The organism is Rhizobium phaseoli (assembly GCF_001664385.1).
Taxonomy (GTDB): Bacteria; Pseudomonadota; Alphaproteobacteria; order Rhizobiales; family Rhizobiaceae; genus Rhizobium; species Rhizobium phaseoli.
In genome coordinates this window covers 3,202,079-3,215,085 of the sequence record NZ_CP013532.1, presented here as the reverse complement: position 1 = coordinate 3,215,085, position 13,007 = coordinate 3,202,079, and the positions used below count along the sequence as shown (strand labels likewise).

Annotated in this window: 14 protein-coding genes; 7 read left to right on the top strand and 7 right to left on the bottom strand. The window is 62.0% G+C overall.

The window, feature by feature from the left end; all coding sequences use genetic code 11:
• The first annotated feature begins 128 nt into the window (after positions 1 to 128).
• The 5 genes from AMC88_RS15535 to AMC88_RS15515 all read left to right on the top strand — a co-directional run bounded on the left by AMC88_RS15535 (position 129) and on the right by AMC88_RS15515 (position 4,312).
• The gene (locus AMC88_RS15535) at positions 129 to 746 is read left to right on the top strand and encodes a DUF1236 domain-containing protein (RefSeq protein ID WP_012484642.1); all 618 of its coding nucleotides are present in this window, start codon (positions 129 to 131) and stop codon (positions 744 to 746) included.
• A gap of 206 nt (positions 747 to 952) precedes the next feature.
• A complete protein-coding gene (locus AMC88_RS15530; RefSeq protein ID WP_010024730.1) occupies positions 953 to 1,222 on the top strand; it encodes a hypothetical protein in 270 nt (89 codons plus the stop codon).
• Between the two features lie 442 nt (positions 1,223 to 1,664).
• Positions 1,665 to 2,156: a MarR family winged helix-turn-helix transcriptional regulator gene (locus tag AMC88_RS15525; RefSeq protein WP_016733699.1), complete on the top strand. Its 492-nt coding sequence runs from the start codon at positions 1,665 to 1,667 to the stop codon at positions 2,154 to 2,156.
• Positions 2,157 to 2,858 carry a response regulator gene (locus AMC88_RS15520; protein WP_004680166.1) on the top strand — a complete coding sequence of 234 codons (702 nt, stop codon included), beginning with the start codon at positions 2,157 to 2,159 and terminating at the stop codon, positions 2,856 to 2,858.
• Positions 2,859 to 2,935: 77 nt separating this feature from the next.
• Positions 2,936 to 4,312: an ATP-binding protein gene (locus AMC88_RS15515; protein ID WP_012484640.1), complete on the top strand. Its 1,377-nt coding sequence runs from the start codon at positions 2,936 to 2,938 to the stop codon at positions 4,310 to 4,312.
• Between the two features lie 93 nt (positions 4,313 to 4,405).
• On the opposite strand, the gene AMC88_RS15510 is transcribed toward AMC88_RS15515, so the two are convergent.
• The gene (locus tag AMC88_RS15510; protein WP_012484639.1) at positions 4,406 to 4,882 is read right to left on the bottom strand and encodes a winged helix-turn-helix transcriptional regulator; all 477 of its coding nucleotides are present in this window, start codon (positions 4,880 to 4,882) and stop codon (positions 4,406 to 4,408) included.
• A 17-nt stretch (positions 4,883 to 4,899) separates the two neighbouring features.
• Between AMC88_RS15510 and AMC88_RS15505 the strand changes: the two genes are divergently transcribed.
• Entirely contained in the window at positions 4,900 to 5,772 is an 873-nt protein-coding gene (locus AMC88_RS15505; RefSeq protein ID WP_012484638.1) for an oxidoreductase, read from the top strand.
• Positions 5,773 to 5,831: 59 nt separating this feature from the next.
• On the opposite strand, the gene AMC88_RS15500 is transcribed toward AMC88_RS15505, so the two are convergent.
• The 3 genes from AMC88_RS15500 to AMC88_RS15490 all read right to left on the bottom strand — a co-directional run bounded on the left by AMC88_RS15500 (position 5,832) and on the right by AMC88_RS15490 (position 8,035).
• Positions 5,832 to 6,293 (bottom strand): BA14K family protein, encoded by a 462-nt coding sequence (locus AMC88_RS15500; protein ID WP_004680172.1) that lies wholly within the window; start codon positions 6,291 to 6,293, stop codon positions 5,832 to 5,834.
• Positions 6,294 to 6,442: 149 nt separating this feature from the next.
• Positions 6,443 to 6,658 (bottom strand): cold-shock protein, encoded by a 216-nt coding sequence (locus tag AMC88_RS15495; RefSeq protein ID WP_003561293.1) that lies wholly within the window; start codon positions 6,656 to 6,658, stop codon positions 6,443 to 6,445.
• 486 nt (positions 6,659 to 7,144) lie between these two features.
• Positions 7,145 to 8,035 (bottom strand): DMT family transporter, encoded by an 891-nt coding sequence (locus AMC88_RS15490; RefSeq protein WP_064825493.1) that lies wholly within the window; start codon positions 8,033 to 8,035, stop codon positions 7,145 to 7,147.
• 99 nt (positions 8,036 to 8,134) lie between these two features.
• On the opposite strand from AMC88_RS15490, the gene AMC88_RS15485 reads away from it, so the two are divergent.
• A complete protein-coding gene (locus tag AMC88_RS15485; protein ID WP_012484635.1) occupies positions 8,135 to 8,608 on the top strand; it encodes a hypothetical protein in 474 nt (157 codons plus the stop codon).
• A gap of 4 nt (positions 8,609 to 8,612) precedes the next feature.
• Here the strand turns inward: AMC88_RS15485 and AMC88_RS15480 are convergent, their stop codons facing one another.
• From AMC88_RS15480 to AMC88_RS15470, 3 genes are all read right to left on the bottom strand, one after another.
• Positions 8,613 to 9,752, bottom strand: coding sequence for a PQQ-dependent sugar dehydrogenase (locus AMC88_RS15480; RefSeq protein ID WP_012484634.1), 1,140 nt, complete (start codon positions 9,750 to 9,752; stop codon positions 8,613 to 8,615).
• A 61-nt stretch (positions 9,753 to 9,813) separates the two neighbouring features.
• Positions 9,814 to 10,587, bottom strand: a complete 774-nt coding sequence (locus AMC88_RS15475) for a class GN sortase (RefSeq protein ID WP_010018330.1) — start codon at positions 10,585 to 10,587, stop codon at positions 9,814 to 9,816.
• Positions 10,577 to 12,961, bottom strand: a complete 2,385-nt coding sequence (locus tag AMC88_RS15470) for a marine proteobacterial sortase target protein (protein ID WP_012484633.1) — start codon at positions 12,959 to 12,961, stop codon at positions 10,577 to 10,579. The genes AMC88_RS15475 and AMC88_RS15470 overlap by 11 nt, the downstream gene beginning before the upstream one ends.
• Positions 12,962 to 13,007: the final 46 nt, after the last annotated feature.

Here is a 13,007-nt window from a genome sequence, read left to right as displayed (position 1 = left end):
AGTTTTCTCCCGATTTTTCAGATGCTTGCGCGTGGCTCTCTGAAGCCGCCGATTTGTCGGCGGCAAGGCGGGGGAACATCGTGGAACGTCGCGCGTTGTCCGGCCATCGAAACCAAGGAGACGCCCACATGACCTCGAAGAGAAACATCTTACTGGCCGGAGCCGTGCTCCTGGCGACCGGCGGTCTGGCACAGGCGGAGATGGTGGCGACCACGGTCAACGACCTCAACGTTCGCGCAGGTCCGGGTCCGCAATATCCGGCAGTCGGCCTTGCCACCCGCGGCTCAACCGCAGTGCTCGATGGCTGCATCGAAGGCAGCCGCTGGTGCCGCGTCGACGTCAACGGCATGCGCGGCTGGGTCTATGCCGATTATCTGCAGATGGATTATGGCGGCAACCAGGTGATCGTTGAGGAGCATCGCGCCGAAATCGGCGTTCCCGTCGTCACCTACGAATCGACTGCCAGCGTCGTCCCGGCTCAGCCGCAGCCGGCGCCAGGCGACGAACTGATCGGCCCGGTCGGGGCTGTCGAGACCATCACTCCGCCGGAAACAGTGCGCACCTATATCGAAACCAATCCGACCGAGACGGTGCGGCTCGGCGGCGATGTCGTCGTTGGGGCAGAGGTGCCGGATGACGTCACCTTCCAGACCATCCCCGACTATGAATACCGCTATACCAGGATCAATGATCGTCCCGTGCTGGTCGATCCCGGCACGCGCCGGATCGTCTATGTCTATCAATGATATGATCGATCAAAGCTGGAGTGAGGCGGCCATCGGCCGCCTTTCGTTTGAGAATGCCTCACGAGCCCGGCGGTTAGCTGCCTGTTCGCCTTAATCCCGCATCGGTTGATTTTTCTTCACGCCGTCCTCTCGAATATGATAAAATGCTAATATGCCGAAGGTTCGGCATTTAGGGGCGGTCGGGGAGACCGCCAGAGGAGGAAATCATGGAAGCGCTACTTCCGTTCGTCGTCCAATTGATTGCCGGTGCCATCGGCGGCAACGCTGCAAGCGCCGCCCTGAAGCAGCATGCAATCAACGTCGTCGCCCGGACGATCGCAGGTGCGATCGGCGGTGTCGGCGGCGGCATGCTGCTCGGCATGGTCGGCGGGGACGCCGCTACGACCGGTCTGATCGCCGACGGCATCGGCGGCCTGATCGGCGGCGGCATTCTCTCGACGCTTGCCGGCCTGGTCATGGCGCGGGCACACAGGTAAAGGGTCAGACGGGCATGCCTTGCAGCGCCGCGCATCTTCTCAGGCGTGAAAACGGTGCTGCCGCATAGCATTGCACCGATTGCATGAGGGTCTTTATCCGGCGGAAGCTGCCGCCGGATGGACTTCCTCGATGAGTTGTTCATCAGCGGGCGGTGAACTCGCCGTTGTTTCACGGCCGAAAAGAACTGAAGCCATCCTTGAACTCCCCCGGCGCTTCAAGCGCCATGCCTGTTGATTGTTGTCCCCATTACGTTTTATCCACAGAAGCAGGGGAAATTGCGCGGTGTGCCGGAACGCCGATGGGCCTTGGTTCCAAGGAAATGCCAGGCAACAAAAATCCGCGCGGGGCTCGGCCCCCGCAAAAGCCGTCACGACGCAAATTTAAGTCTGACCTAACACCGCAAAAACGTGCCGCAGCGCGGGGAAGAGAAAGGAAAGCCGAGTGTCACGACAGACCGGTCCGAAAGCGGGCAAGCCGGAGCCGCTGGCCACGCCGATGGAAGATACCGACACAATCGATTTCGAGATTATCGAGTTGTTCTTCTTTGCTTATCGCGACTTCGTTTCCGATCCCGATGCGATCCTCGAAAAGAGCGGTTTCGGCCGGGCGCATCATCGTGTCGTGCATTTCGTCAACCGTAATCCCGGCATGACGGTGGCCGATCTTCTCGACACGCTGAAGATCACCAAGCAGAGTCTTGCAAGGGTGCTGAAACAGCTGATCGATTCAGGCTATATTCGCCAGGTGGCCGGACCTGAGGACCGGCGGCAGCGAAAGCTTTATCCAACGAAATCGGGGCGCGAGCTGGCGCTTGCGCTTGCAGAGCCGCAATCGCGCCGCATTGAGCGGGCATTCGAAGGAGCCTCTGCGCAGGTGCGGGAGGGCGTGAAGGCCTTCCTCGGGGGCATGCGGGACAGAAAGAAGGCGGATTGAATGGCGGTCAAAACAGGTATTTCCGACGATGCGGCACATCTGCTGGTGGTCGACGATGACTCCCGCATCCGCGCGCTGCTCAATCGTTATCTTGCGGAGAACGGTTTTCGCGTCACTGTCGCGGCCGACGGCGCCGAAGCGCAACGCAAGCTTGCGGGTCTCGATTTCGATCTCATCATCATGGATGTAATGATGCCCGGCGAATCCGGCATCGACGTCACCCGCGGGCTTCGCGCCATCAAGAACGTACCGATCATCATGCTGACGGCGCTGGCGGAATCGGGCAACCGCATCGAGGGCCTCGAGGCCGGCGCTGACGACTATCTCTCCAAGCCCTTCGATCCGCGCGAGCTGGTGCTGCGCATCAACAACATCCTGCGCCGCAACGCCGGCGGTGAGGGGCTGAAGATCGAACAGGTCATGTTCGGGCCCTACACATTCTCCCTGACCCGCAAGGAGCTGAAGAAGGCGAGCGAAGTGATCCGGCTCACCGACCGCGAGCAAGAAATCATGCTGCTCTTTGCGCGGCGCGCCGGTGACACGATCCCCCGCCACGAACTGATCGGCAACGACACCGAGGTCGGCGAGCGGACGATCGACGTGCAGATCAACCGGCTGAGGCGCAAGATCGAGGAGGATCCGGCCAACCCCGTCTGGCTCCAGACGGTGCGCGGCATCGGATACAGGCTGAGCATCGACTAGATTTGAGGAAGGGAGCATGATGCCGATAGCGTTCACAATTTCCGGCATGATGCTCTGAAAGGCCAGGACCGACGCTGATGGCGACAATGGACAGCTTGCGGCGGGAAGACCGCGCTCCTGCTGCGGGCTGGCGCTGGATCGTCCGCTGGCTGCGGCGCCGATTGCCGACCGGACTTTACGCCCGCTCGCTGCTGATCATCATCATTCCGATGGTGCTCCTGCAGTCCGTCGTCGCCGCCGTCTTCATGGAGCGCCACTGGCAGATGGTGACCGAGCGGCTGTCGCTTGCCGTCACCCGCGACATCGCCGCGATCATCGAGATTGTCGAGACCTATCCGCAGAATTCGGACTATGGCGAGATCATTCGGATTGCGCGTGACCAGCTCAACCTGCAGATCTCGATCGAGCCCGACGGCGACCTGCCGCCGCCGCGGGTCAAGCCGTTCTTCTCGATCCTTGACGGTATCCTCACCGACGAGATCACTAACGAGATTCACCGGCCCTTCTGGATCGATACGGTCGGCAACTCGAATCTGGTCGAGATCCGCATCAAGCTGGAAAACAAGATCCTCAGGGTGCTGGCCAAGCGCAGTCAGACCTATGCCTCGAATACCCATATCTTCATCGTCTGGATGGTCGGAACGTCGCTGGTGCTGATCGGCATCTCGATCCTCTTCCTGCGGGGACAGATACGCCCGATCCTGATGCTGGCGCGGGCGGCCGAAAGCTTCGGCAAGGGGCAGAAGCCCGACAATTTCTATCCGCGCGGTGCCGACGAGGTCCGCCGCGCCGGCCTTGCCTTCATTCTGATGCGCGAGCGCATTGAGCGGCAGATCGAGCAGCGCACGGCGATGCTCTCCGGCGTCAGCCACGATCTGCGCACCATCCTGACCCGCTTCAAACTGCAACTGGCGCTCGCCGGCGACAACCCCGATCTGCATGGCCTGAACGATGACGTCAATGATATGCAGACGATGCTGGAGGCTTATATGGCCTTTGCACGGGGTGAGGTCGAAGAGGATGTCGGCGAACTGAAGCTCAGCGAGGTCTTCGCCAAACTGGAAGCCGATTTCGCCCTGCACGGCAAGACATTCACTTATTCGATCGAAGGCGACGACGAGATATCGGTCAGGCCGAACGCCTTCATGCGTCTCGTCACTAACCTCGCCTCGAACGCGCGCCGTTATGCCAATAGGCTCGACATCGAGGCCAAACACAACGCCAAATGGCTGACTGTTATCTTCGACGATGACGGGCCGGGCATTCCGGAGAAGAATCGCGAGGACGTGTTCAAGCCGTTCTTCCGGCTGGATGCTGCGCGCAACCTCGATGCGTCAGGCACTGGGCTCGGTCTTGCGATCGCCCGTGACATTGCCCGCAGCCATGGCGGCAACGTCACGCTCGGCGACAGCCCGCTCGGAGGCTTGAGGGCGACGATCCGCATTCCGGCTTAGAGCGGTTGTGGCTTTTGATGGAAGTGCAGAGCCGCTCGGATTTTTCAACGCAATTCCGAACCGAATACAGCGTCACCCTATTCCTTTGATTGCTTAGGCGCTCGTTGCCGCGAGCTTGACGGCTTTGCGCGCGTCGAAGTCGCCGAGCCGCTCGACGATCCACCGCCAAAGTGTTGCGACCTGCACGAGGAGGTCGCGGCCGAGCGGCGTCAATTCATATTCGACGCGCGGCGGCACTTGCGGATAGAGCGTACGGATGATGAGGCCGTCGCTTTCGAGCGTGCGCAGCGTCTGGGTCAGCACTTTCTGGCTGATGCCCTCGACCCGTTCCATGAGGCGCGAGAAGCGCAGAGGGGCGCCTGCATCGGAGAGCACATGCAGGATACGCAGCGGCCATTTTGCCGCCGCCCGCTCGATCAAGGCGCGCGCCCGCGCATCCTGTTCATCCGTCATATCGCAACAGAAATCGAATATGTCGCCGGCCACTTCAGTTACCTCGAGGTGTGTATGGATCGTTCCGGTACCTTCTTTCGATTGGAAAGAATAGAACCTACATGGGTCGGGAGCCAATGAAGGAGAGGTTTCCGATGTCGAGGGTCTGGTTGATTACGGGGAGTTCGCGCGGTCTCGGCCGGGCGCTGGCGGAGGCGGTTCTGGCCTCCGGCGACAGTCTGGTGGCGACGGCACGCGATCCCCTCCAGCTTGCGGATCTCTCGGAGCGCTATGGCGGCCAGGTGCTGACGCTGGCGCTCGACGTGACCGATGAAGCGGCGGCGGCTGCGGCGGTCGAGGCCGGCGTGAAGCGGTTCGCGCGCATCGATGTGCTCGTCAACAATGCCGGCTACGGCAATGTCGGCTCGATCGAGGATACCAGCCTTGCCGATTTCCGCGCCCAGATCGAGACCAACCTGTTCGGAACGATCATCATGACCAAGGCGGTGATCGCCCTGATGCGTGGACAGGGAGCGGGGCATATCATCCAGTTCTCCTCCGTCGGCGGGCGCATCGGGCCTGCCGGGCGCGGCGCCTATTCGGCGGCGAAATTCGCTGTCGAGGGCTTTTCGGAAGTGTTGTCCAAGGAGGTCGCGCCGTTCGGCATCAAGGTGACGGTGATCGAGCCCGGCGGCTTCCGGACGGATTTCGCCGGCGCCTCGACGGTGCTTGCTGAGGGGCGGGCGGAATATGCGGAGACCGTCGGAGCCACGGTGCGCTTCCAGCGTGAATATGACGGACGCCAGCCTGGCGACCCTGCCAAAGCGGCGGCGGTCGTCCTCCATATCGCCGGTCTCCACGAGCCGCCGTTGCGGCTGCTGCTCGGCAGCGATGCGGTGCGCAATGTCGAGAAGGCCGATGCCGCGCGCATCGCGGCCGATTGGGAATGGCGCGCCGTCAGCGTCTCGACCGATTTCGAGCCGGATGCCGAGGTGCAGACGATGCCCTGGGAGAAGAAGGCCGGCTGACGAAGCCAAAAACAAAAGCGCCGCTCAGGAGCGGCGCTTCATGATGAATTGTCGGAGGATTAGCCGGCGGTGCAGAAATGGCTGCGGCCGTCGTTGCCGATGTAAGTGCCGCTGCGCGGGTCGAAGGAGCGATAGCGGTAAGAGCAATAACGCTCCCACTGCGGCGACCAGGGCTCCACGGCGGTGCGGACCGGCGCATAATATCGCGGCTCTTCGACATATTGCGGCTGCTCGACATAGACGCGGCGCGGGGCGCGATAGACCGGAGCGGGCTCGTAATAGCTGGGCTCGTAGGGCGGGTCGATGTAGCGGGGTTCATCGTAAACCGGGCCGTTATTGGCATTGGCGATCGCCGAGCCGACGATCAGGCCGGTGGCGAGGCCGACCGCGCCGCCGACGAGGGCGTCATTGTTATTATGATGGCGCCAATGGTGATCGCCGGCCGATGCCTCGCCAATCGCAGAAAGGGTAAGTGCAGCAGCGGTTGCCGTCAGCAGAAGAGTTTTTGCGAGCCTGTTCATCAGCATAAAATCCTAATCCCGGGAACCGAACCCCGGTTCCTTTCTCGATGATGCTAGAGGTACAGCCCGCTAGCTGAACGAAGGCTGAATGACAAAACCCGGCATTGCTGCCGGGCTTCAACTCGAAATTCGACAGCCTTGTTAAGGGTTCAGCCTGCAATCTGCAGATTGACGGCCTTGGGGCCCTTGCCGCGGCGATCCGGCTCCGTGTCGAAGCTTACCTTCTGGTTTTCCGTCAAACCGGCCAGCCCGGAGGCCTGGACGGCAGAAATGTGAACGAAGATATCGGCGCCGCCCCGGTCCGGCTTGATGAAGCCGAAGCCTTTGTCGGTATTGAAGAATTTTACAGTGCCAGTTTCGGCCATGCGTCAGGTCCTTTTCTCTCTGCCCGCCATCCACACGGGCAGCATCATAGCATTGCCTCCTTGCGGGAGGTGTTGGCAGGCAATTCTTGAAATGTGAGAAAAAGGTCCCCTCTACCTCGGCCTGCCCCAGACAGGACTTTCGCCTGCCTTTTTTGGAACCGGCTGACCGGAATATTAGCGTTTCCGGCGCGCAAATACTTAAGGACTTCCCATGCTCGCAAAATGCCCGAACGAGGCGAGAGTGCGGCGTTTCCGGGATTTTGGCAAGCAAAAGTTTTTTAACGTGTCGTTCAGGGCACACTCCCGCCAACGGCCAATTTGCGCAGAAACGCAAAATTTCCTTCGCCGAGGGCGCATGATTAACTTTTTGTATCGTCTGCAATATAAATTTCGAGCAGATTTTGCCAAAAATGCAACGTGAACGCGTCTTTCCGGTTCCGTGAATTTTTTTTCGGATTGGCCATCCACCCATATTTGGACGCGTGTTCAGACGGCCCCCAGGCCGCGGCGGGCGAAGCTCGGCACGAGTTCGACCACAAGCATAGCGATAAACATTAGCGCGCAACCTGTATAGCCCATCGCCGACATGGACTCACCGAGCAGCAGCGCTGCGAGCGATGCGCCGAAAAGAGCTTCGGAAGAAAGGAAGATCGCCGCCTGCGAGGGCGTGGTGTAGCGCTGGCCGATCACCTGCAGCACGAAGGCCAGGCCAGAGGAGAAGATGCCGACATAGAGAATCTCAGGGGCTGCCGTCCACACCGACGAGAGACTGATCGGTTCGGCGGCGGCCGCAATCGCCAGCGCGCAGACCGCGGTGACGGCGAACTGTGTGGCGGAAAGCGCGAGCGGCCTTTTGGTCTCGGAAACCGTCGTGCCGGCAAGGGTGATCTGGATCGACCAGAAGATGGCGCAGACGACGGTCAGCAGATCGCCTGACGTCAGCGCCGAGAGATGACCGCCGGACAGGAGGTAGATGCCCGCGACGGCCGTCAGGGCGCCCGGCCAGATGATCCAATGCGGGGCACGGCGCAAGAAGAGCACGGCGATCAGCGGCACGAAGACGACATAGAGACCGGTGATGAAGCTGGAATTCGTCACCGTCGTCGTCTGCAGTCCCACCTGTTGCGTGGCGGCGCCCCCGAAAAGGGCAAGGCCGGTCAGCACGTAGAGCCCCGCATGCCGCTTGCTTGTCTTTGCCTTGGCCTTGCGCGCTTCGAAAAGGACGAAAGGCAGCACGGCAAATGTGGCGACGGCAAAACGCAGGCCGATGAACCAGAAGGGGCCGATCGCCTTCATCGCCGTCGACTGCGCGACGAAGCCGCCGCCCCAGATGGCGGCTGCAAGCAATAGGAGGAGATTCGCCTGAACGCGCGTCATGTCGGCCTCGATGGGAAGGGTATATATCCCCAGCGGTTAACAGTTGCGTTTCCTTTCGGCAAGGGTGAAGACTTCATGCCTATTGGCGGAGATGGCGGGATGCGACGCGAACAAGGCCGGCTGCCCGGCGATACGACAGCGACATCGGGGACGGCAGGCTATTCCGGCACCCCGCTCGCGAAAAAACTTGGGCTCGCGCGTGGGCAGGCGTCCGCACTTCTCGACATTCCCGAAACGATTGGCGACATCAATGGTTTCGACCGTTTCGCTTCGGTGGTTCGCGCGCTTCCTGAAACACCTCGGCGAGAATTCGACTATGTGCATCTGTTTGTGACCGAACGGGCGGCGCTGGAGGCTGTCGCGACTAAGCTCTTCGATGTTCTCAAGCCGGACGGTATGCTCTGGATTTCCTGGCCCAAAAAGAGTTCGCGGGTGCCGACCGATGTCACCGAGGATGTGCTGCGGGAGATCCTCCTTCCGACCAGTCTCGTCGACGTCAAGGTTTGCGCCATCGATGAGATCTGGTCCGGGCTGAAATTCGTCATCCGCAAGGAGCTGCGCGGGGCGCTATGATCTGTCAGCCGTTATCGGCCTCAGCGCGCGAAATCCTGAGCAACGCGCCGTCATCCTCGTCCGTCACCATCAGCAGTGCGCCGTCGGGCGCGACGATGACATCGCGGATGCGGCCGTATTCGCCTTCGAACAGGCGCTCTTCGGCGACGAAGGCGCCGCTCTCGTCGCGTTGCAGGCGCGACAGCAACTGGAACTTCAGCGCCGCGACAATGAAGTCGCCGTCCCATTCCGGAAACATGGCGCCGCGATAGATGGCGAGCGCGCCCGGGGCGATTGACGGATCCCAGTAATACAGCGGCTGCTCCAGCCCTTTTTTGGCGGTGCCTTCACCGATTTCCGCGCCGGAATAGTCGCGACCATAGGTGATGATCGGCCAGCCATAGTTCTTGCCTGCCTCAAGCTGGTTGATCTCGTCACCGCCGCGCGCGCCGTGTTCGACGGTATAGAGTTTGCCGTCCTTGGTGTCGAAGGTGATGCCCTGCGGATTGCGATGGCCTTTCGACCAGATTTCCGGCAGCGCCTTGTCCTCTTTGAACGGATTGTCGGCTGGAATGCTGCCGTCGGCATTGATATGGATGATCGAGCCGGCGTCGTCCTGCCAGTCCTGGGATCGATCGCGGTCGCCGCGGTCGCCGACGCTGATGAACAGCGTGCCATCAGGGGCGATGGCGATGCGCGAACCATACTGAATGTTGCCGGAGGTGAAGCGCCGCATGGTGAAAACAGGTGTGACGGCGTCGAGTCGCTTTTCGTCACGCGACAGCGTGGCGCTGAAGGCTTCGGTGCCGGAGCCCTGGGCTTTGGCAATGGCGGCGGTGAAATAGAGCTTTCTCGAGGTCGCAAAATCCGGCGCGAGCGCCACATCCATCAGCCCCCCCTGGCCACGGGCGCTGACCTTGGGCACGTTTCCAATTGGCTCGGACAGCTTGCCGTCGCGGATAATGCGCATGCGGCCGGGCCGCTCGGTGACGAGATAGGCGCCATCGGGCAAGACTTCGACCGCCCAGGGATGGTCGAGCCCACCGGCGAGCTTTTCGACACGGACCGTGGGGCCTTGTGTGTTGATGGTATCGGCGGCGTCAGCCGACACGGCGCCGAACAAAATAAGCGCTGCGGCGAAATGGAGGGCGGGCAGTCTCTTCATCTTGTTTCCCCGTCGTCTCTTCAGCCTCAAAGCTGGAGCGGACGGGGGAGGGGTTCAACCCTCATTCGGCCTGCAATAACGGCTTTGTGTTTGCCGGTTGAACGGAACCTGTCGTCTCGCCATCGACCAGTTCGGCTTCGAGAATGTAGCGCAGCGGCCCGCGTTCGGTCGCGTCGAAGGGCCAGCAGGTGGTCAGCACCAAGTGGCGGCCGTCGGCGGCGGGGTCGATGCCGCTGGCATCCCAAGGAGCGATGCGGCCTTCGCCGGCCTTGAAGGTCAGGACTTTGCCGTCGCGGCGGGTGACTTCGATGGCGTCGCCCGGTTTTATATATTGCAGCCAGCGAAAGTGAGTGTCGCGATGGGCGGCGATCACCGCGGTGCCTTCGTCGCCTGGCTGCGGCGTGTTGGCGAGCCAGGCGGGGCCAAAGGCGAGAGCTTCGCCGGAGGCGCCGGTAAGCACGATTGCCTCCTTGCCGAGGCGCGGTGCGCGCACCTTGGCTTCCGTGGTGAAATCCGCCCAGGGCCATGGTTTCGCCGCTTCGCCCCGCAGTTCGGCAGCGAAGGCGCGTTTCAGCAGGACCTGGGAAAGCTCTGCCTTCGCCTTCAGCAGGAAACCATCGCCGATCAGCGCCAGGCCGTAAAGCGCAAGGCCGGCAATTCCAATGGCGATTGCCTTTTCGATCGACGAAAGACGCCAGAGGAAGAAGCCCTTCTTCCGGCGCGCCTTCGGTCTGTCGTGGGCTGTGGCCGCGGCCATGGCAAGTTCCAGGTAGGTCGGAAGCGGCTCGAATTCAGCCGCTTCCTCATTGCTGCCGGTGGGGCGACTATAGGCCATTGCGCCTGCCTCCGGTGGTGAAGACGCCTTTGAGGCGCCGGCGCCATACGGCCAGTCCGATTGCCGCCGCCAGGGCCAAAAGCAGCATGGTAAGCCCGCGCGTGATCTGTTCGTCGGCGCGGGTCGCCGTCTGCGGCAGGTTCACGGTCGAGGTCTTCTGCGCGATCATGGTGGCGGCCTTTGCGGTCGGAGCGGCGGCCATCAGGTTCGCGATCTCGGGCGATGCGCCGCGCCCCCGGATGACGGCGGCAGCCTGCTGCGGTCCGGCGCTCTCGGTCGGCGTGATCGAGCCATGGTCTTGGCCGCCGCCAAGCGGCGCAGCATTTTCGCCCAACACTTTCCCGAAATCCCAACCGTCGGGCAGGTTAAGCGGCAGCTTCGCCGCGCCGAGCGGCTCGTTTGCCGGTCGCGACGGGGTGACGTCGACGGCGACGAGGCTGGTGACGCGGGAGACCAGGTGGTGGGCAAGCGCCACCGTTTCGATATCCTTGTCGAGCGCGGCAGGATCCTGGCGTTGATAGGCGCGGGCTTCGAAATCATCGATCTTGCGCCGCGCCCAGAGCTTGGAGATGCCGTTGCCGTCGGCGGCGTGAGCGATATCCATCTCGACACGCCAGGGCTGATCGCCCGTCTTGCCGACAATCTGCAGCTTGCCGGCGGGTTTGTCCCGCGGCAGCTCCGCGGTCAGCACGACGGGCTCGCCGCTATAAAGATCCGGCATCGGGTTCGGCGTGATGTCCTCGGCTTGCGTGCCTTCGAAGGTCGCGGCGATATCGGTCATGGCGGGATTCTGCAGCTTGGCGAATAACTCGCCCATGCGGCTGGCCACCTGGTCGGTCGAGCCGATCGCGGTGAAAGTGCCGCGGCCGATCTCGGCAGCCTTGGTCATGAAATAAGTGTTCGGCGCCGAGCCGATGCCGACGGTGAAGACGCGGGCATCGCCGCGGTTTGCGCTGATTTCCTGGAAGAGCTGCTGCTCATTGCCGATCGCGCCGTCGGTCAGGAACACGACTTGGCGCAGCGCGCCGCTTGCCACTGGTCCCTGGTTGCGCAGCGCATCCTCAAGAGCGGGCAGCATTTCCGTGCCGCCGTCGGCGCTCAGGCCCCTGACGTAGGTGATGGCCTTTTCCCGGTTATCAGGCGAGGCGGCGACGAGGCCGTTGAAATAGTCGGTCATCGTGTCATCGAAACGGATGACGTTGAAGCGGTCGTCCTTACTCAATCTGGAGATGGCGAGCGCCAGGCTCTGCCTTGCCTGCTCGATCGACTGGCCGGACATGGAGCCGGAATTGTCGATGACGAAGACCACCTCGCGTTTTGTCGGCGCTGCTGCCGCATCCGGCGCCGTCGGCGGGGTGACGAAAGCGAGCAGATAGGTCTTGCCATCTTTCACCTCGCGAAAGAGCCCGGCACTCGGCGTCTTTCCGAGAGCGGCCTTCCAGGTCAGCTCGAAATCCTTGTCGGCGGGAACGGCGTCCCCCTTCAGGCTCATCGTCCTCGCCTGGTCGCTGTCCTGTCGGATATCGACCGCATGGAAGGACGAATTGACGTCGCCGAGCGGAAAGCCGGCCTTGAGATTGACGGTCAGCGAGACCGGGTTGATTTTGGCATTCTCGCTCGGATCGAGCACCGAGGCTTCGATCTTCTCACGATTCTCCACCGGATCGCGCGGCGTGGCGAAGCCGGCGCCGTTGTTGAACTCGACGGTCTGGACGATCGGCGCCGGATTGTAGCGCGGAGCGACGACCATCGGGAAGCGCAGCGAAAACTCGCCGCCCGACTGGTGGACGGTCTGCTGATATTCGATCTGTACGATGATCTCTTCGCCAGGCCCGATATTGGCGACCTGGTTGGTAAAAATGTTCGGCCGCTGCTGTTCGAGCAGCGCCGTCTTCTTGCCTTCGGCCTTGGCCTGCTCATAGATCTCACGGGCTTCCTGGCGCGGCTTGATCTGGCCTTCGATGAAGCGTTCGCCGATCTGCATCTTCAGCGCGTCGACCGCGGAATTCTCCGGCAGCGGGAAGACATAGGTACCCTCGACCCAGCCCTGGCTCGGGTTCTGGAAGCGCTGTGTCACCTTCACCCTGGCGATCGGGCCGGAGACATCGATGGTGACGTCGGTCTTCAGCCGCGGCGCCTCGACATAAAAGCCGGGCTCCTTCGACGGGAAGAGCAGCGAGCCGCTGTTGACGTCGTTCGGCCGGACAAGCGCTGCAAGCTGGCCGGCTGCCTGCTGCGCCTCGGCGCGCGCGGCGGAGGCAAGTCCCAGCATCGCGGCGAGGCAGGCGACAAAAGCAGTGGCAGCGACAAGAAATGAAATGGAAATCCGGCGCATGCGCATGCGCCCGATGGCGAGCTCATCTTCCACAAACATTGGCGTACCCTCAATAACCAATTTTGGATAACGCAATGATGCGGCT

Excerpts from the sequence above, each read along its gene's own strand:
- AMC88_RS15515 (WP_012484640.1), top strand. The coding sequence starts at position 2,936 with ATGGCGACAATGGACAGCTTGCGGCGGGAAGACCGCGCTCCTGCTGCG.
- AMC88_RS15495 (WP_003561293.1), bottom strand. The coding sequence starts at position 6,658 with ATGGCCGAAACTGGCACTGTAAAATTCTTCAATACCGACAAAGGCTTC.
- AMC88_RS15485 (WP_012484635.1), top strand. The coding sequence starts at position 8,135 with ATGCGACGCGAACAAGGCCGGCTGCCCGGCGATACGACAGCGACATCG.
- AMC88_RS15520 (WP_004680166.1), top strand. The coding sequence starts at position 2,157 with ATGGCGGTCAAAACAGGTATTTCCGACGATGCGGCACATCTGCTGGTG.
- AMC88_RS15475 (WP_010018330.1), bottom strand. The coding sequence starts at position 10,587 with ATGGCCTATAGTCGCCCCACCGGCAGCAATGAGGAAGCGGCTGAATTC.
- AMC88_RS15530 (WP_010024730.1), top strand. The coding sequence starts at position 953 with ATGGAAGCGCTACTTCCGTTCGTCGTCCAATTGATTGCCGGTGCCATC.
- AMC88_RS15505 (WP_012484638.1), top strand. The coding sequence starts at position 4,900 with ATGTCGAGGGTCTGGTTGATTACGGGGAGTTCGCGCGGTCTCGGCCGG.
- AMC88_RS15500 (WP_004680172.1), bottom strand. The coding sequence starts at position 6,293 with ATGAACAGGCTCGCAAAAACTCTTCTGCTGACGGCAACCGCTGCTGCA.
- AMC88_RS15490 (WP_064825493.1), bottom strand. The coding sequence starts at position 8,035 with ATGACGCGCGTTCAGGCGAATCTCCTCCTATTGCTTGCAGCCGCCATC.
- AMC88_RS15480 (WP_012484634.1), bottom strand. The coding sequence starts at position 9,752 with ATGAAGAGACTGCCCGCCCTCCATTTCGCCGCAGCGCTTATTTTGTTC.
- AMC88_RS15535 (WP_012484642.1), top strand. The coding sequence starts at position 129 with ATGACCTCGAAGAGAAACATCTTACTGGCCGGAGCCGTGCTCCTGGCG.
- AMC88_RS15470 (WP_012484633.1), bottom strand. The coding sequence starts at position 12,961 with ATGTTTGTGGAAGATGAGCTCGCCATCGGGCGCATGCGCATGCGCCGG.